General features: G+C 36.1%; 17 protein-coding genes. 13 read left to right on the top strand and 4 right to left on the bottom strand.

Annotated elements, in window-relative coordinates:
• Positions 1–135 precede the first annotated feature (135 nt).
• From LRP83_RS04805 to LRP83_RS04780, 6 genes are all read left to right on the top strand, one after another.
• Positions 136–1,365 carry an ATP-binding protein gene (locus tag LRP83_RS04805; protein ID WP_230495539.1) on the top strand — a complete coding sequence of 410 codons (1,230 nt, stop codon included), beginning with the start codon at positions 136–138 and terminating at the stop codon, positions 1,363–1,365.
• Positions 1,366–1,398: 33 nt separating this feature from the next.
• Positions 1,399–2,547 carry an HD-GYP domain-containing protein gene (locus tag LRP83_RS04800; protein ID WP_230495538.1) on the top strand — a complete coding sequence of 383 codons (1,149 nt, stop codon included), beginning with the start codon at positions 1,399–1,401 and terminating at the stop codon, positions 2,545–2,547.
• A 215-nt stretch (positions 2,548–2,762) separates the two neighbouring features.
• The gene (locus LRP83_RS04795) at positions 2,763–3,956 is read left to right on the top strand and encodes a hypothetical protein (RefSeq protein WP_230495537.1); all 1,194 of its coding nucleotides are present in this window, start codon (positions 2,763–2,765) and stop codon (positions 3,954–3,956) included.
• Positions 3,957–4,026: 70 nt separating this feature from the next.
• Entirely contained in the window at positions 4,027–4,788 is a 762-nt protein-coding gene (locus LRP83_RS04790; RefSeq protein WP_230495536.1) for a threonine/serine exporter family protein, read from the top strand.
• Between the two features lie 16 nt (positions 4,789–4,804).
• Positions 4,805–5,260: a threonine/serine exporter family protein gene (locus tag LRP83_RS04785; RefSeq protein ID WP_230495535.1), complete on the top strand. Its 456-nt coding sequence runs from the start codon at positions 4,805–4,807 to the stop codon at positions 5,258–5,260.
• Positions 5,261–5,402: 142 nt separating this feature from the next.
• A complete protein-coding gene (locus LRP83_RS04780; RefSeq protein WP_230495534.1) occupies positions 5,403–7,241 on the top strand; it encodes a M6 family metalloprotease domain-containing protein in 1,839 nt (612 codons plus the stop codon).
• A gap of 83 nt (positions 7,242–7,324) precedes the next feature.
• On the opposite strand, the gene LRP83_RS04775 is transcribed toward LRP83_RS04780, so the two are convergent.
• Complete coding sequence (locus LRP83_RS04775) at positions 7,325–7,666, bottom strand: cupin domain-containing protein (protein ID WP_230495533.1); 342 nt, start codon at positions 7,664–7,666, stop codon at positions 7,325–7,327.
• A 244-nt stretch (positions 7,667–7,910) separates the two neighbouring features.
• Here LRP83_RS04775 and LRP83_RS04770 point away from each other — a divergent pair, with 244 nt between their 5' ends.
• Positions 7,911–8,537, top strand: a complete 627-nt coding sequence (locus tag LRP83_RS04770; protein ID WP_230495532.1) for a Crp/Fnr family transcriptional regulator — start codon at positions 7,911–7,913, stop codon at positions 8,535–8,537.
• A 94-nt stretch (positions 8,538–8,631) separates the two neighbouring features.
• Here LRP83_RS04770 and LRP83_RS04765 read toward each other — a convergent pair whose 3' ends face one another.
• Positions 8,632–8,877 carry an amino acid decarboxylase gene (locus tag LRP83_RS04765; protein WP_230495531.1) on the bottom strand — a complete coding sequence of 82 codons (246 nt, stop codon included), beginning with the start codon at positions 8,875–8,877 and terminating at the stop codon, positions 8,632–8,634.
• Positions 8,878–9,138: 261 nt separating this feature from the next.
• Between LRP83_RS04765 and LRP83_RS04760 the strand changes: the two genes are divergently transcribed.
• The 4 genes from LRP83_RS04760 to LRP83_RS04745 all read left to right on the top strand — a co-directional run bounded on the left by LRP83_RS04760 (position 9,139) and on the right by LRP83_RS04745 (position 14,601).
• The gene (locus LRP83_RS04760; RefSeq protein WP_230495530.1) at positions 9,139–10,869 is read left to right on the top strand and encodes an ABC transporter ATP-binding protein; all 1,731 of its coding nucleotides are present in this window, start codon (positions 9,139–9,141) and stop codon (positions 10,867–10,869) included.
• Positions 10,862–12,709 (top strand): ABC transporter ATP-binding protein, encoded by a 1,848-nt coding sequence (locus LRP83_RS04755; RefSeq protein ID WP_230495529.1) that lies wholly within the window; start codon positions 10,862–10,864, stop codon positions 12,707–12,709. Before LRP83_RS04760 ends, LRP83_RS04755 begins: the two co-directional genes overlap by 8 nt.
• A 99-nt stretch (positions 12,710–12,808) precedes the next feature.
• Positions 12,809–14,038, top strand: a complete 1,230-nt coding sequence (locus LRP83_RS04750; RefSeq protein ID WP_230495528.1) for an aminopeptidase — start codon at positions 12,809–12,811, stop codon at positions 14,036–14,038.
• 98 nt (positions 14,039–14,136) lie between these two features.
• The gene (locus LRP83_RS04745; RefSeq protein WP_230495527.1) at positions 14,137–14,601 is read left to right on the top strand and encodes a hypothetical protein; all 465 of its coding nucleotides are present in this window, start codon (positions 14,137–14,139) and stop codon (positions 14,599–14,601) included.
• Between the two features lie 53 nt (positions 14,602–14,654).
• On the opposite strand, the gene LRP83_RS04740 is transcribed toward LRP83_RS04745, so the two are convergent.
• Complete coding sequence (locus tag LRP83_RS04740; RefSeq protein ID WP_230495526.1) at positions 14,655–15,317, bottom strand: FMN-dependent NADH-azoreductase; 663 nt, start codon at positions 15,315–15,317, stop codon at positions 14,655–14,657.
• Positions 15,318–15,585: 268 nt separating this feature from the next.
• Between LRP83_RS04740 and LRP83_RS04735 the strand changes: the two genes are divergently transcribed.
• The gene (locus LRP83_RS04735) at positions 15,586–16,563 is read left to right on the top strand and encodes an ABC transporter permease (protein WP_230495525.1); all 978 of its coding nucleotides are present in this window, start codon (positions 15,586–15,588) and stop codon (positions 16,561–16,563) included.
• 281 nt (positions 16,564–16,844) lie between these two features.
• Positions 16,845–18,299 (top strand): alanine/glycine:cation symporter family protein, encoded by a 1,455-nt coding sequence (locus LRP83_RS04730; RefSeq protein WP_230495524.1) that lies wholly within the window; start codon positions 16,845–16,847, stop codon positions 18,297–18,299.
• Between the two features lie 60 nt (positions 18,300–18,359).
• Here LRP83_RS04730 and LRP83_RS04725 read toward each other — a convergent pair whose 3' ends face one another.
• Positions 18,360–18,899 carry a DUF3939 domain-containing protein gene (locus LRP83_RS04725; protein WP_230495523.1) on the bottom strand — a complete coding sequence of 180 codons (540 nt, stop codon included), beginning with the start codon at positions 18,897–18,899 and terminating at the stop codon, positions 18,360–18,362.
• Positions 18,900–19,079: the final 180 nt, after the last annotated feature.

Genomic DNA, 19,079 nt, shown 5'->3' with positions numbered 1-19,079 from the left:
GTTAATATTAAACTGTTGTAATAAAAATTCTACAAATTTCGATAAAAAATACCAACATTCTACAAATTTTTCGTATAAAATGGAAGTGATGTCATAGGGTATGGACCTTATTTTCTATCATAAAGGGAGTTTAACATGAGTGCTGAAAATAGACTAAACAAATTCGTAACTGAAGAAATTAAGGCAGCAAAGCTTTTTATATGGTTATTTTATATAATTTTTTTATCATATGACTTGTTTTATTATTATGGGTTGCCGATGGTAAATGATAATTATGAAACAGGGTTCCCAAAAGGAAGTATGGGTATTTGGTTGCATATAATTGTTTTAGGTTTGCTTCCAGTTGCAATTTATTTACTAAAAAGGGGAAATCCCTATGCAGCAAAATACCTAATATTTATTGTCTATAATTCATTAGACTTAATAAGTAATTTAATGCTGTACATTGGAAATGATGGTCCATTTAATTCTGCGAATATCGTTGAAATGTTTGCTATTCTATTTACGCCCTTATTTATGAGTAAAAAATTCTTTTGGGTTGTTTATGGGTCAATTGCATTTAAATATATCGTATACGGATTCGTGTTACAAGATTCATATTTATTATTAGGACTTGTTATATTTACAGTATTAGCTGCAATTTCTTATTTGTTTTTATCTAGATTTATTTCCTATATTAAGACAATGGAAAAAGTTAATGAGGATCTTCGTCAGAAGGAAAAGCTAGCATTAGTAGGCCAATTAGCTACTTCTATTGGTCATGAAATTAGAAATCCTTTAGCCTCATTAAAAGGCTTTACTCAACTTCAGCGTGAAAAATTTCCAGATGAGAAAGAGTTTTTCAAAATAATGGAAAATGAAATCGAGCGAATCAATTTAATTGTTAATGATTTAATGTATGTAGGTAAACCTAAATTATCTGTGATGGTAAGTAATAACATTGAAGGAATTATTGAATATGTTGCTAAAATTCTAAATCCAATTGCACAATCAAATGATGTGATTATCAATATGGATATTAGCCATCTTCCTTTAATAAATTGTGATGAAAACCAGCTTAAGCAAGTTTTCATCAACCTTATTAAAAATGCGATAGAGTCCATGCCATCAGGAGGAGTTATTAATATTTCATCTAAGATAAAAGAAAACGAGACGTTAGCTATTTTAATTGAGGATGAAGGCCAGGGAATAGAGGAAGAAAAATTGCCAAAAATAGGTCAGCCGTTTTTTACCACTAAGGAAGATGGTAATGGTTTGGGATTATTAGTAACTTTTAATATTATTGAGAAACATAACGGTAAGATAAATTTTAAAAGCAATGTTGGCAAAGGAACAGTAGTAGAAATTAATTTACCTATGAATTGAATTAAAATTTTATTAATAAATATGAGGTATAGCATGCATAAACAAAGAATTGACTCCGAGCTAAGAAATGAAGAACAGCGTACATTAACCTGGTTTATTACCTTGTTTTATTTAATTTCGGTATCATATGACTTATTATATTATTTAATTAGGCCGTTGTATTTTACTCATGAAAAAATAGGGTTTCAAAATAATCTCTATTATGTGATCTATGTCATTATCATTGGTTTATTGCCCTTAGTTTATTATTTAAATAGAAATAATAAGGGGTACCTAAGCAAGTACATTATTTCAGCAACCTATTTATTTCTAACGACGGTCAGTGATTTAATTTATTATTTGGGTAAAGATATTGATTTCAAAAGTGGCAATATTGCAGAAATGTTTATTATATTATTTGCCCCAATTTTTGTGAACAGCAGGTTCTTTTGGTTTGTCACATTAGGAACTATGGCAAGATATATTTTGTTAGGTATTGGTCTTCAAAACCCTCAAATAATGACGGCGATTATTGTTGTTTTTGTAGTGTCATTCATTTCATTTATCTTTCTTAATCGGTTTAAAGGGCATGTTGATGCAATTAAAAATTCGTATGATCAACAGCTTATAGGCATTGTAAAAGGTGTAATCGCAACGTTAGAGCTTAAAGACCCATATACAAGAGGTCATAGTGAAAGAGTTGCTGAATATGCACAAGTTCTCGCAAAAGAAACAAGGTTATTCTCAAAGGAAGATTTAAAAGCTTTTAATTATGCATGCTTACTACATGATATTGGTAAAATCCATATTCCAGATCAAATACTTATGAAGCCAACTCAATTAACAAATGAAGAATACGAAATAATTAAGACACATCCTGCAGTTGGGGCAGAAGCGGTAAAAGATGTGGAAGGGTTATCAGCTCATATTAATGTTATTCGCTCACATCATGAGCGTTGGGATGGAAATGGATACCCAGACCAATTAAAGGAGAAAGATATTCCTATATTAGCAAGAGTAGTTTCTATTGCAGATGCCTTTGATGCCATGACTTCTTCTAGATCTTATAGGTCTGCGCTTTCTATAGAAGAAGCGTACTCTCGTATTATTGAAGGAAAGGGTACACAATTTGATCCAGATCTTGTAGAAGTATTTATTAAGTCGTTCTCTAAATGGACAAAAACGCACAGTAAATTCCAGTAGACGAAAATATTTTAGATGGTAGAATGTATATTAGAAAGAATTTTTTTCGGAGGGGTGAAAATAGATGAAAATCCGAAAGCTATCTAAGTTGAAATTAACCTGCTGGTGGTGTTTATGGGGTTAAGATAATAAATATTATCTGAGGATGCAATTGTTTGCATCCTCTATTTTATTTCTTTATCTTCTAATTATATTTTCATAAAAGTGGTGACTAAATGGAAATTAATTATCATTCTAAAATAAAATTGCATCCATTTGAAATTAGAAAAGAAAAAAAGTTTTATATCATAGAGGACCAGACTACAGAAGAATTTTATGAAATGCCCGAGATTTGTGTTGCTGCTATTCATAAAATATCTGAAGGCTTTGGATTGGAAGACATTGAGCGGAAATTAAAGGCAGAATATCCCCAAGAAGATGTTAATATCATAGAATTTGTTGAGCAGTTATTAGAACTTGAATTGGTTGAAGAAGTTGATGGTGAGAAGATAGGAACGGGATTGAGAAAGAAGGAAAAAGAAAAATTAGCTTGGGTCTCCCAGAAGTTTGCTAACCTATTCTTCAATAAGGCCGCTATAATTGGTTATTGTATTTTATTCTTACTGAATATTTTACTTTTCATTTTAAAACCGCAGCTTTTCCCAAGATACAAAGATGTGTTTGTTTTTGACTACATGTTCCAGAATATTATTCTTTGGTTTGTGTTAGGTGGAATTCTGATTCTAATTCATGAATTTGGTCATATTCTGGCGATAAGGGCACACGGGCTCCCAACTAAACTAGAAGTTGGTCACAGATTGTTTTTGCTTGTTCTAGAAACAGATTTATCTCTGGGATGGAAGTTGCCATCAAAGAATCGCATTCAATTGTATCTTGCAGGTTTGGGCTTTGACCAAGTTATTTTATTTGTTGCTCTACTCACTCCATTACTTTTTCCAGAAGCTCCAGAGATTTTTATTAGTGTAATGGCGTTTATTGTTTTTCATGTTGTTATTAGGTTTATCTATCAATGCTGTGTTTATTTGAAAACAGATTTATATTATGTACTTGAAAATGTCACAGGCTGCCATAATCTTATGGAAAATACTAAAGGATTTATTTTTAATAGAAAAAAAGAAGTGACAGTTTTTGAAGGTGAAAAGAGAATAATCTATATGTTTTCAGTTTTTTATATCATTGGATTATTGATGACTGTTTTGTTATTTTTCTTTTATTATTTTCCGCAAGTCGTCTATACTTTATTAAAAGTAACTCCAGGGTTAAAATCACCAATTAATAGTGTAGAATTTTTAGATTCTGTTTTTGTAATTATCCAGGTTGTTATTGTATTGGGACTTCTCACCTACTCGTGGAGCAAGAAATATAGTAGAAAGTCTCGAAAACAAACGGAATGGACAGAATCCATATAAGGTATTGCTTCTTTAGCTATTTTTATATAAGCTTGCGATAAATAATGAATGTTTCTAAAGAGGTAAATTAATGAAGACTGAATTAGTGGAAACTTATGAAATCATGGAGGTTTGTCTGCTTGCTGGAAAGCTTATGCTTCAAAGTGGGGGGGAAACGTATCGAGTGGAAGATACAATGACGCGTATTGCTGCTTCATTTGGAGTGGAGCAATCACATAGTTATGTGACTCCTACAGGAATCGTTTTCTCAATTGAAGCTGTTGAACCGACTAAGACAAAACTCATTCGGATAGTGGAACGTACAACAGATTTAACGAAGGTAGCTCAGGTTAATAGTATTTCAAGAAGGATTAGTAGTGGTGAGCTCACTGTTTCAGAAGCCCATAAGCTTTTAAAGGATATGGAGAGGGTTAGCGTATCGTACGCTCTTTGGATCCAAGTAGCTGCCGCATCGATTTCAAGCGCCTGTTTCTTAATTATGTTTCAAGGAGGATGGAATGATTTTATTCCTGCCTTGTTTACTGGTGGTTTGGGTTATACTTTTTTCGTCTATTTGCATCGAATTGTCCAGATAAAGTTTTTTGCTGAGTTTTTATCAGCAACGATGATTGGCTTATTGTCATTATTATTTGTCTGGTTAGGGATTGGAAATGAGATTGATAAAATTATTATCGGCTCAGTGATGCCTTTAGTCCCTGGCTTGTTAATTACCAATGCAGTCCGTGATTTAATGGCAGGTCATTTAGTGTCCGGCTTATCCAAAGGAGCAGAAGCATTTCTAACTGCGTTTGCTATTGGGTCGGGTATCGCGGTTGTATTATCCTTATTTTAAGGGAGGGATGTTGGAGATGATGGCATGGGAGCAGATTGTGACGAGTTTTATAGCAACTGGTGCTTTTGGTATTATTTTTAATATCCCAAAGCAATCCCTTTTAAAATGTGGATTAGTTGGTATGATTGGTTGGATGATTTATTATTGGCTCGCTTTTTATAAGCTGGACGTGGTGATGGCTACCTTTGTCGCTTCTTTTTCGATTGGAGTTATGAGCCAACTCTATGCTAAATATTATAGGACTCCTAGCATTATTTTTAGTGTTTCGGGTATTATTCCTTTAGTACCTGGAGGAATGGCCTATAATGCAATGAGAAACTTTGTTGAAAATGACTATAATATTGCTGTTGCACTAGCAGCAAAAGCCTTTATGATTTCTGGAGCTATTGCATTTGGACTAGTATTTTCTGAAGTTATTAATCAAGTGATTCGAAAGGCTAGAATGAACGAATTAGTGCAAAGGAAAGGCTGAATGGAAAATCCCTCTTTCAAAAGAAGAGGGATTTTTTTTATTTTTACAAGGGAAAAAGAACTAGAGAAGAAATAGGACATTGTGTAGATTTAATAGTCTGACAATTTTGATATATTTGAAATATAAAAAGGTGGGAGTGGTGATGGTTTTGTTAAAAGTTTTATCAAAGACGGGTTTATCTTTTGTTTTAGCTGGAAGCCTTGCATTTGCTGGATTTCAACCAAGTGGAGTGCCTTCTGATGAAAACAGTACATATGACTTAGGTTTAGCTCATTTCGTTGGGGCAGCTCCAGAATTAACTGAGAATGCAAAGAAGTTAGGAATTGATATATCAAAAGCCGATCCAGCTGAAAAAATAGCCAACCATGGTTCAAAGTTCCAGAAGCCAGGTGATAATCACGCTGCTTATAAAGCAGCGACTGGGGATGTGCCGGTATTAGTTATTTTAGCGAAGTATAAAGAGGGTGATGAGCCTGTAGGTGATATGCCTGGTCAGGTTCCAGCACATTATTATGAGGATTTAATATTCGGTAATGAATACAATCCGTATGAACTAGAGCAATTTAAACAATATGCAAAATTCAATGGTGTAGATGTTCCAACAGATGCAACGATGCAAAATGCCTATAAAGAGTCTAGCAATGGCAAAATAAATCTAGTCCGCAAAGAAAATACTGAATTTGTTTGGGTAGAGATGCCAAAAGGCGCTTCCTACTATTTAGACCAAGAAGGTAAATATGCAGAGAACGGTAAATATGTTCTTGGGAATGTTAACGGAGACGCGCATACGGGTGAATTTATTAGAGATTTGCTAAAAGCGGCAGATGAACAGGTTGATTTCTCTAAGTATGCTGAGGATGGAGAGGTTCCAAATATATTTGTTATCCACGAAGGGACGGGGGCTGAATTCAGTAGCGATCCTGCTCAATTCTGGTCACATAAGTGGAGTCTATTAAGTGCATTGTACTATGGTAAATACTATGAAACTGGTAAGCCTGCGGATGTACATGCTGGAATGAGCCAAGGAGCTTGGATTAATAAAACCGTGGCTGAGGATATGACCTATGACGGAGTGGTCGTAAACAACTACAACATTCAACCAGGTATCGGTGGGAACGTTGCAGGATTTAATGCAGCTACTGGCGGGTATGATGAAGCGTCAAAATCTGGTCCATTCCCTGCACAAACCGGAGTTTATGCGCATGAATTCGGGCATGCTTTAGGATTACCAGATTTCTATGACACCGTTTATTCTTCTGAAGGAGTTGGAAACTACTCCATGATGGCAGGTGGTTCTTGGATGCGTTACCCAAATAATGCTGCGTATTCCGGTAACTCACCAACTCATTTTGATCCATTCTCTAAGATATTCTTAGGGTGGGTGAATCCAATTGTGGTAACTCCAGAAGATGGTGTTCAAAAAATTACGTTACCTGCTATCAATAACGCAAATTCAGAAAATGGAATTGTTAAAATGGAGGTTCCTGGTTCAAACGGAACAGAGTATTTCTTATTTGAAAATGTTCAGCAAGATGGATTTAATAAGGGTCTAAGCCGACAGGGTGTAGATTCACATGGATTAGTTGCTTGGCATGTAGATGAAAATATTATTAATCTTTATCAAACAGCTGGCTTCCGTCCAAATAATGTTGAAAACTGGATGAATAAACGCTTCCAGTATAATCAATCACAAACAGCTAGCAATGGAACAGTTGTAACCCACTATGGATTATCCGTGCTTCAAGCTGATGGAAAGTATGACTTAGAAAAGAATCGAAATCGTGGGGATTCAGGTGATTTCTTTAAGTCGGGCTCTAAAATAACGCCAAACTCTTCCAATGTCCATACTGGTTCTTATTACTTCTGGAAAGGTTATGGTGCAACTCCAGCAGATTCTGGTATCCATGTAACGGATATTAAGGAAAATCCAGATGGGTCGTTAACGGCAAAGTTCTATTATAGTTTTAGTGAAATGAAGTAATGAAACTAAAAAACCTGAGTCCAGAATGTAACTGGGCTCAGGTTTTTGTTTTGATGGAGTTGGATCTAGAAGCTTTGAGATGATTAGATATTTTGTGCATATCTTTCATCAGGAATTTTATTAAGCATCACATAAAGACTAACTGGTTCATTTCCTGTATTCTTGAAGGCCAATTCTTCCTCAGCTGACGTATGGATGATATCACGCTCTGTAACTTCGGTATCGACACCGTCAATGGTGAAAGTACCGTTGCCGTTTAATACTAAGAGGTAAACCTCTGTCCCAGGATGTTTATGCGCAGGAAGCGATTGTCCAGGCATAAAGTTGAGGATAAATACAGTGCTATCCCCTTTTTTAAAGATGATACGTTTTGTGAATTTTTCTTCAGAATATTCTTGGTGTTCTAGAAGTGATTTTTTTTCCATTTTTATGACCTCCAAAGTATGATGATTTATTTTATATATTAATGATAATCAATTTCAATCTTCTTTAACTTGATTCACATCAAGTTAAAGAAAATTTAATAAAAGGTGATGTGCAACACAGTAGACCCTAATCAAATAGTCTATCCTAATAGTAGAATATTATAAAACGAGGTGAACTAGCATGTGCTGTGAAATACATGAAAAAACAGTTTCTTGTGTTCGCTCGGTCCCAGTGTTTAAGGGCTTGAATCAAGATGAGGTCAATGATTTAGGGCAAGTTGTGAAAAGTCGAACATTCACAAAAGGGGACTATATTTTTCGTGAAGGAGATTTATCCGACTGTTTAGTTGTTGTTCATAAAGGAACGATTAAAGTTTCGAAGTTCTCGGACGAAGGAAAGGAACAAATTCTTCGTATTTTATTCCCAGGTGATTTCTTTGGCCAGTATTCATTACTTGAGAACAAAAAACATTATGCCGATGCAGAGGTATTAGAGGATACAACAGTTTGCTTGCTACACAAGAATGATTTCAAGCTAATATTGGAGCGAAATCCAGGTATGGCGATGAATTTTATGATGGCGCTTAGTGAGTTGTTACAAATGGCTGATGAATGGATTGGAACAATAAGTCTACTTGAAGTGGAACGGAGATTAGCTAAGGCACTTTTGCTTTTCTTTGAAAAAGAAAACGAGAAAGAATTTTTTATGCTACCTGTTCCGAAGAAGGACTTTGCATCACTAATCGGAGCAACCCCTGAAACACTTAGTCGTAAACTCGTACACCTCCAATCGATTCAAGTCCTAGAACTTGATGGCAGAAGAGGTATCCGACTACTAGATATCGAAAAACTGAAAGAAATAGCAGGATAATACATGCATAAACGCAGTAAAGCGCTAGGGGACTGTCCCCTAGCGCTTTACTGCGTTTATGCTTTAGTAGGAATGGGGACTGTCCCTCAATACGTTAATGCTTTAGTATAAGTATGCGGAAGTGGTCGGGTGCGATTTCGTTTACTACGGCGTTTAAGCCTAGTTGTTCAATAGCTGCAACTAATGGTTGCCCAGGTAGCGGTAGGTGTACTTCAATAATTGTTCCTAATTCTGCTTCTTTAATAAATTCAATAATCTCTCCACGCGGATGAATCCCCTGTTTAATCAATTCTCTAGCATCAATGATTGCTTTTGTTCCTTCTCTTTGAACATTTAACATGGAATGAACCCCTCTCAAATATATGTTTTATAGATTTATTATAGGTTTAGCTGGATTACATAGCCTTGATTTATATCAAGGAATATTAGTTAGAAAGTAATAAAGATAGATAGTTTAAGTTCCCCTCCATTAATAAGATGGAGTTTTTTATTTGTTAATATTCGAACTATTTAAAAAAGTGGCAATTAGATGTATGATATAAAAATAAACTTCCGATATTTCGTTTTTCTAAAGAATTTTCAAAAGTCAGGTGGATGAACAGTGTTAAAGGTATTTTCTTATTTAAAACCGTATCGACTTCATATTAATATTGCACTCTTTTTAATGTTAGTTGAATTAATGGTTGAACTTGTTCAGCCATTACTCATGGCAAAAATTATTGATGAGGGGATTATGAACCGAGATCTTTCTATTGTCCTTATTTGGGGAGGTGTGATGCTGGGAATTTCATTAATTGCTTTTACATCAGGAATCGTGAACTCCTTTTTTGCGGCTCATACAAGTCAAAGTTTTGGGCATGAGGTTAGAAGTCAACTATTTATGAAGGTTCAATCCTTTTCCTTTGCCCATCTTAGTCGTTATCCAGCATCCTCATTAATAACGCGAATGACAAATGATGTCACACAAATTCAAAATACGGTATTTATGAGTTTAAGAATCATGCTGCGAGCTCCATTGTTAGTCATTGGTGGAGTAGCTATGGCCTTAACGGTCAATGTTAAATTAGCGCTAATATTTGTTGTGCTCATTCCTTTTTTAATAGTCTTACTCGTTTGGGCGATGAAGAAGGCAGGGGTATTATTTAAGTCTGTCCAAGGGAAACTTGACCGTGTGAATGGTGTGATGCGAGAAAACCTCTCTGGAATGAGAGTTATTAAGGCTTTTTATCGAGGTAAACATGAGGAAAAGCGATTCAGCGAATCCAATGATGCTTTAATGGAAAAAACAATGTCAGCTCTAAGATTGATAGAATTTACAATGCCGGCACTAATGGTCATCATGAATTTAAGCATTATTGTAGTCCTTTGGTACGGAAATATTGACATAAATAGAGGGGATATTAAGGTAGGAGAAGTGGTAGCTGTCGTTCAATATGGAACAAGAGTTTCTCAAGCACTTTCTATTGTGTCCATGATCGTAATGGTTTTTTCCCGTGCCAAAGCTTCGACGGAACGTATTAGCGAAATCTTATCCGTTGAGGAAGACCATCTTGAAAATCATGATCCCGATACTACTGCAAAAAATTTAAACGGCCAAATAGAATTTGTAGATGTCACCTTCCGTTACCCAGGGACCACACGTCCTGTATTGGAAAACGTATCATTAATCGCAAAACCCGGTGAAACTATTGCGATTATGGGTGCAACTGGCTCTGGTAAAACCTCTTTAGTGCAGTTGATATTGCGCTTATATGAACTAGAAAAGGGAGAAGTCCTTGCAGATAATGAGAATATTCGAACGTTAGATCTAGAGAGTATCCGCAGACAAATTGGGTTAGTACCACAAGAAGGATTTCTATTTACTGGAACTATTAAGGAGAATTTATCTTGGGGTAAAGAAGATTTAACCAATGAAGAAATGTTAGAAGCAACAAAAGATGCTCAAATCCATGAGACAATTATGAAATTACATGATCAATATTTAACAAGAATAGGTCAAAAAGGAGTCAATCTTTCAGGTGGACAGAAACAACGTCTTTCTATTGCTAGAGCATTAATCCGAAAACCAAAGATATTAATCCTAGATGATAGTACAAGTGCACTTGACTTAAAAACCGAAGCCAATTTGCTTCTTGCTTTAAAAAAATATACATGTACAACGTTTATCATTACGCAAAAAGTAAGTACAGCGAAGGAAGCAGATCAAATTTTGCTATTGGATGAAGGGATGCTGCTAGCAAAAGGGACTCATGAGGAGCTTTTACAACAATCCAGTCTTTATCAGCAAATCTATCAATCTCAATTTGGAGAGGGGGAAAGTCACTATGCTTAAAGAACTAGCTAAACCCTTCCAGTATGAAAAAATTGTTTCCAGTCAGAAGTCGACAGAAAGTAAATCGGGTAAAAAACGGCCAAAAGCAAAAAACTTCTCGCAAACTTTAAAAAGAGTTTGGATGCTATTATCCTACGAAAAAGGATTACTCTTTACCGTCCTATTCTTGGTTTTGCTTAGTTCAGTGTTAGGTTTACTAGGACCATATCTAATTGGAACAGCAGTCGATGAGTATATAGTCGACAAGAAGCAAAGTGGTTTATTGTTCCTATTAGTCTCGCTAGCGGCTGTTTATATTTTTTATTCCCTTTCACTATGGTTACAAAACTATTGGATGATTGGAATATCACAACGAACTGTTTATAAGCTCCGTTCCAGTTTATTTCGCCATCTCCACCAATTACCGATTAGTTTTTTTGATAAGCGACAGCACGGTGAATTAATGAGTCGTATGACGAATGATATTGAAAATGTGAGTTCTACCTTAAATAGCTCTGTCATTCAAATTTTTTCAAGCTTATTAATGCTGATTGGAACGGTAGCGGTAATGCTTTGGCTTAGCCCTGTTCTCACCTTGATTACCCTACTCATAGTACCCATGATGTTTCTAGGGATGAAATGGATAACTAGTCGAACTAGTGAGCTTTTTAAAGCACAACAGAAAAATATTGGAGATATAAACGGCTTTATTGAAGAAACAATTTCGGGACAACGAATTATTAAAGCCTTTTCCCAAGAGAAAAAGGTTATTGATGAATTTCAAATTAAGAATACAAGATTAAAAGGCTCTGGTTTTTGGGCGCAAACCTATTCTGGTTTTATTCCGAAATTGATGAACTTGTTAAATAATATGAGCTTTACCATTATCGCCGGAATTGGTGGTATATTAGCGCTAAATGGCTATATTTCCGTTGGTGTGATGATTATCTTTGCAGAATATTCAAGACAATTTACCCGTCCATTAAATGACCTCGCAAACCAATTTAACACCCTATTATCCGCGGTGGCTGGGGCAGAGCGAGTGTTTGAAATTTTAGATGAAAAGACCGAAGAGCAAGAAGGGGATGGATTTACGATTCTTCAGGATGTCAAAGGGGAGGTGCGTTTTGAAAATGTCACCTTTTCCTATGAAAAAGGTGGAGATACCCTTAATGATATTAACTTTATTGCTAAAAAGGGCGAAACCATCGCTTTAGTTGGACCTACTGGGGCAGGAAAATCCACAATTCTAAACCTTTTATCTAGGTTTTATGAAGCGGTCGATGGTGAGATTTTTATTGACGGTGTAGCAATCTCTACGATTAAACGTCAAAATCTTCGTGAGCATATGGCGTTTGTTTTACAAGATCCATTTTTGTTCGAAGGGACCATTAGGGAAAATATTCGATATGGAAGGCTAGCTGCAAGTGATGATGAGGTGGAAGAAGCGGCCAAATTAGCAAATGCTCACTTTTTTATTATGAGGCTTCCGGAACAATATGAAACCGTTCTAACCCAGGATGGGAGTGGCATTAGCCAAGGACAGAAACAGCTCCTTTCCATCGCACGTGCCCTCGTGGCGAATCCCAAAATCCTTATTTTAGATGAAGCAACGAGCAATATAGATACGGTAACAGAATTGAAAATTCAAGAAGCACTACAACGATTATTAAACGGAAGAACTAGCTTTGTGATTGCGCATCGTTTAAATACAATCCAAAAAGCAGATTGTATCCTCGTTCTAAAAGATGGCAGGATTATAGAGATGGGTAGCCATGAGGAACTTCTTACTAAACAAGGCTTTTACTCAGACCTGTATCAAAGTCAGTTAAACAAAACGAGCTATGCCTTGAATAGTTAAAGCCAAAGAATCCACTGACTTTATTATTTTTTAAGGCAAGAAGGAAAACTACTTAATAATAATGAATTTATTAAATACCACGAAATGATGGAGGTCATTATGAATAACCAATATTTAGAGCAATATGCTCGCTTAATTGTGAAAACAGGAGTAAATCTGCAAAAGGACCAAACGCTTGTCATTTTTTCACCAATTGAAGTAGCATCCTTTACAAGACTTATTGCCCAATGTGCTTACGATGAGGGAGCGAAGGATGTAGTTGTAAGATGGGAAGATGAACAGCTTTCGAAAATAAAATACGTATCTGCACCTGATGAGACTTTAGAAACGGTTCCGGAATGGCAAAAGGAATTTTATTTGTCATATGCTAGAGAAGGAGCCGCTTTCGTTAGTATTTATGCGGAAGATCCTGAATTGATGAAGGGTGTAGATTCAAGTCGTATCCAGAAGGCAAGCAAGGCAATGGGGACAGCCATTAGAGAATACCGAGAACGACGGATGAACAACCAAAATCGATGGGTGGTTGTTTCAGTTCCGACAGAAGCGTGGGCGAAAAAGGTTTTCCCGGAAGCTTCCGAGACAGAAGCTGTTGAACGCTTATGGGAAGTTATTTTCCAAACCGTTCGTGCAGATAAGGAAAATCCAGTGGAAGCATGGAAAGAACATTGTCAGAACTTGAAAAAGCGAAGAGTATATTTTGATGAAAACCCAGTAAAGTCATTACATATTCAAAACTCTTTAGGAACAGACTTGCAGGTGGAGTTGCCCGAAGGAAATATTTGGCTTGGTGGTTCAGAGTTTTCCCCTGATGGAGTAGAATTTGTTGCCAACATGCCAACTGAAGAATTATTTACTGTACCGAAAAAAACAGGAGTAAATGGTAAAGTTGTTGCTTCCATGCCTTTAAACCATAATGGAAGTTTAATTGAAAATTTTTCGCTTGAATTTAAAGATGGTAAAGTGGTGGCTTTCGAAGCTGAAAAGGGATACGAGACGTTAAAGAATATTGTTGAAACCGATGAAGGGTCTTGTTACTTAGGAGAGTTAGCATTAGTTCCTTATAACTCACCTATCTCTAACTTAAATATTTTATTCTATAATACTTTATTTGACGAGAACGCATCCTGCCATTTAGCCATAGGTAAAGCATATCCTGTATGTATCAAAAATGGAGACAAAATGAGTAAGGAAGAGCTTGAGGCGGCCGGTGTGAACGACTCTTTGACACATGTTGACTTTATGTTTGGCACAGAAGACCTTACAATTACAGGAACAACAATGAATAACGAGGAAATAGCTATCTTTAGAAATGGCAACTTTGTTATTTAAAGAGTACGGCTTATTAAAGGTCATGTCATGACAACCGAGTTACATCCTTATAGTGTTGCTTTATATAATGAGAATTTTAAAGTTGGGGGAAGTAGGTAATGGGAGCACTCGAGAGTCATAAGCAAATAGCAAGCCAATGCTTTAATAGAGTTTGGGATTTCTTAGATTTGCAGGAGCGAACTAAGGCTGAGGAGGAGCAAATGATCCACCTTGCCCATACATCTTTCTGGCATTGGACACAAGTAGAGGAACATACTCCACAGAATCTCTCTATAGGCTACTGGCAATTAGCGAGAGTGTATGCTGTTGTGGGGAATGGTGAGCAATCCCAGTATTACGCAGATCGATGTATTGAAGTAAGTTTGGAAGCAAGTATACCTCCCTTTTATATAGGGTATGGCTATGAGGCTTTGGCGAGAGCGTATATGGTTCTAGGTCAAAATGAAATGGCGCTTGATATCTTTCAAAAAGCATTGCGTTATGCTGAAGAAGTTGTTGTTGAAGATAGCAAGAAAATGCTATTAAAGGATTTATATGAAATTAAGGAAGTAATAACTGCATAGAACTAAATAAACAGGCTTGCCCAAAGTACATGAGGCTAGCCTGTTTTTTATTATTATATTCGAACTGGATCTTTTATCATTGCTTGTGCAGCGACAACTGCCTTTGCTTTTGCCTTTTCCATAATATCTGCTGCTTGCTTAGGGAAATGGTCCATCCCTTCTGCGATTACTGGTTCCATAACTTCCATACCTAGGAATCTTAATGCATTGGTTAAGAAACGATCACCATTTTCCAATTCGACCAATGGTCCTGTTGAATAAATTCCGCCCCGTGTTTGGATGTGAATCGCTTTACGATTGGTCAGAAGTCCTTTTGGACCACTTTCTGTGTTAGTAAATGTTTTATCGGTAATGAACAAGTTATCTAAGAATGCTTTTAATATGGCTGGAGAGCCAAGATTCCATAGTGGAGTGACAAAAACATAGTAATCGGCATCGATAAATCTGTCTGCAAGAGCACGCATTTTGGAGATTTTTTCTCTTTCAATATCAGTTAGCTGGTCAAAAGTAAAACCCATAAAAGATAGCTTTGCACGAGCATATAGAAGGTCCATATCCACTTCTGGAATTTCCATCGTATATAAATCCATTTCATCAATGTTAATGTCGGGTTGTTCCTGGCGAATTGCTTCAAGGAACACTTTTCCGATTTGTCGTCCCTTTGAAAGGGCTACGTCTAATTTAGGATTAACGGTAATATAAAGTAACTTCTTCATAAAATCCCCTCCAAGAATAAGCTTTTCTTTTCCTAATAGTACAATGAATTAAATGTTGGATATTACACAAACTTGTGAAGTTCTTGAACAATTTGTGTCATGGTGTCACTTTTTGGAGAAAAGTTAACAATTTTCTAAATAATTGAGTAATTAACAGGAGAAAAGTCCTAAATATAGAAATAGTTAAATATATAAAAATACATGTGTAAGTTGCCCAAATTGAGGGGATATTCTATCTGTTTTATGTTAAAAAAGTAGGGGGAATTCTATGTCATTAAGAATATTTATAGTCAGACGAATTATTCAATCGGTTCCATTGTTATTTATTATTTCTATTATTTCCTATCTATTAATGAGTCTTGCACCTGGTGATGTTGTGGCAATGTTCGAAGATCCTGCGGCTACTCATTTGGCTACTCAACTGATTAGAGACCGAGTATTAGAAAGACTTGGCCTGGATGTTCCGATTCATATCCAGTATTTTAACTGGTTAAAAGGGGTTGTTTTAGAGGGGAACTTTGGTTATTCATTTCTGGATGGTCAACCTGTAATCCATAAAATAGTAGAAAGAATTCCAGCAACACTTTGGCTTACAGTAACTGCTATCATTCTTTCATTAGTTATCTCAATCCCGATTGGGGTATATACAGCTGTTAAACGAAATTCGTTCTGGGATTTATTATTTTCCTTTAACTCGTACCTCGGAATATCGTCACCTGCTTTTTTTGTAGCCCTGCTTGGGATTATAGTATTTAGTTTAAACTTAGGTTGGCTTCCTGTTAGTGGGATGAGAGTGGTCTACGACCATTTTGATTTTTTTGATCGAATTGAACATCTGATTCTGCCGGCTAGTGTACTTGCTTTTGGTATGATTGCTAGTAATACCCGCTTTATCCGGTCTAGTATGCTTGAGGTAATCAATCAAGATTATATTCAGACTGCAAGGGCAAAAGGGGTATCTGAATTTAAAGTCATTGCTAAACATGCTCTTCGTAATGCATTGTTACCCATCATTACCGTTATTGCCATGCAATTACCAATGATTTTGGGTGGCGCTTTTATTATTGAGTATATATTCGGCTGGCCAGGTTTAGGGCGTCTTGGTGTTATGGCAGTATTTATGCGCGATTACCCAATCATCATGGGTACTACCATGATGGTGTCGGTCGGTGTTATCCTTTGTAACTTACTTGCTGATGTCATGTATGCAGTAGTTGATCCGAGGATCCGTTTTCAAAAATCATGACATTCAAGGAAGTGCCGTTACGGTACTTCCTTTTATTAATGTCTCTTTTCGTAAACTTTGTTCTGCGAAAACAGCCATTAATTATTATATTATTATCTATTTCTTTTGTACCGTGTCGTTGGACTCGATAACAATCAAGTTGGTTCTTTACTACTATAATTAATAGTTTGTCAAAGATATTGTAAATCTACAATTCAAGAAAAAGTTATTGTTCTATAGGATGATTTAATCTATAATTCAAAATGTATGGAATATTCGGATAATGAAAAGGGGGATTTTGTTTGGAGAGTTTTGTTAATTCTTTAAATGGCATTTTGTGGAGTGCACCAGTTATTTACACATTGCTAGGTGTAGGTTTAATTTTTTCCATTATGACTCGATTCCTACAAGTCAGACACATTAAAGAAATGGTTAGATTAATGTTTGAAGGCAAAAGCTCCAAAGCGGGTGTTTCATCCTTTCAAGCCTTAACTATCGCTCTTTCCGGTCGAGTTGGGACAGGCAACATTGCGGGAACTGCTACTGCCATTGCAATGGGGGGGCCAGGAGCTGTATTTTGGATGTGGGCAATTGCGTTTATTGGTGCTAGTAGTGCATTTGTCGAATCCACTCTAGCGCAGATTTATAAAGTGAAACAAGATGGACAATATCGAGGTGGTCCAGCCTATTATATTGAAAAAGGAATAGGAATCAAATGGTTTGCAGTCCTTTTTTCTGTATCAGCTCTTCTAGCAATGAGCGTATTAATGCCTGGTATCCAAGCAAATTCAATTGCTTCAGGATTAAATAATGCATTTGGAATGAGTCCTGTTATTACTGGACTAATCATCGTTCTATTATTGGGATTAATTATTTTTGGTGGGGTAAAACGGATTGCGACAGTCGCCCAATATGTTGTGCCATTTATGGCACTGGCCTATATATTAGTTTCTTTAATTATTGTTATTATGAATCTTTCGGAATTACCTGGTGTTATCAAGTTAATCTTCGAAAGCGCTTTCGCTCTTGATTCTGCTTTTGGTGGAATTGTCGGTATGGCGATTTCTTGGGGAGTAAAGCGTGGAATTTACTCAAATGAAGCTGGGCAAGGTACAGGAGCACATGCAGCAGCAGCAGCTGAAGTTTCACATCCAGCAAAACAAGGTCTAGTGCAAGCTGCCTCCGTTTATATTGATACTCTATTAGTTTGTTCGGCAACCGCGTTTATGATCCTATTTACAGGTATGTACAATACAGCAAATCCAGATGGCGGATTTATTACGGAAAATTTAAAAGGTGTAGAAGCTGGACCAGGATTTACACAAGCTGCGGTTGACACTGTACTACCTGGTTTTGGAGCAGGATTCGTTGCCGTAGCACTATTTTTCTTCGCATTTACGACGATTATGGCTTATTATTACATGGCTGAAACGAATATTGCCTACTTAGCCCGTGGGAAAAATAGTAAAGTAGCAATGTTTCTTTTAAAAGTAGTAATATTAGCCGCTTCATTCTGGGGTGCAGTGAAGACTGCAGAATTGGCTTGGGCTCTAGGTGATGTAGGCTTAGGTATTATGGTGTGGATCAACATGATAGCCATCGTGATTTTGGCAAAACCTGCATTATTGGCTTTAAAGGATTATGAAGAACAAAAACGCCAAGGGCTTGATCCTGTCTTTAACTCGAAAAAGCTTGGCATTAAAAACGCTGATTATTGGGAGACAGAATATAAAGTAGATAAAGAAGAAGCTTCTTAAAAAATCAATAAATAAAAGGACTTTGCGGAATAACGCAAAGTCCTTTTATTTATTAGAGAGTTACCTCCGAAGATCTTCTGGCTTAATATGAGAAATAATTCCGTCGTATTTAGTGATGTAAAAAACAATTTCGGGGTGAATGTCAATGTAATGATCATCATTTAGTAAGTAGTAATTCACTCTACGTAGAGGGTCAAACTTTAAAATAGGGTACTGTTGATTATCTTTATAATAAGCATCTACTGCCTTTTGGATTTTATCCATTAATAAAGGGATATTTTTCTCGCTTTCTTCAAAAATGTCATACGTTTCTTTTGACATATAAAATGGTTTTGAAGGTATGCCTTTTAATATGGGAATGAGTTTTTCAAAGTCTATGCTAAAATCGTCGTTTACCAATATGGTTCTATACACACCCTTTGGTAGCTCTTCCGAATAATTACGGATTGCATCACGAACCTGCTCTTTTGTTACCTCTATAATCGGATATTGGATTTTTTTTTCTTCTGACTTTAATCCCCCTTTACTTGCTTTAATGAAAGGAAGGATTAGAATGATTAATATAAATGCTCCTAGAAAAATCATTATAGTAAGCAGCACTATTCATCTCCTTTCAAAATTAATGGAGAATTTAAAGAATTTCATAGTATTCTTAATCTCATTATATCAGAATGATCGGATTTAATTTTCGGAAAATTATTAATAGTTAGTAAAAATGCAAAAATAAGCATTTGTAACAAGTTAGACATAAAGAATGCCTCAATAAGGGTTTTTTCCCCC

It is taken from the genome of Pseudoneobacillus rhizosphaerae, from assembly GCF_917563885.1.
GTDB classification, from domain to species: Bacteria; Bacillota; Bacilli; order Bacillales; family Cytobacillaceae; genus Pseudoneobacillus; species Pseudoneobacillus rhizosphaerae.
The sequence above is the reverse complement of the archived record's forward strand: the minus strand, read 5'-3'. Positions and strand labels throughout refer to the sequence as shown.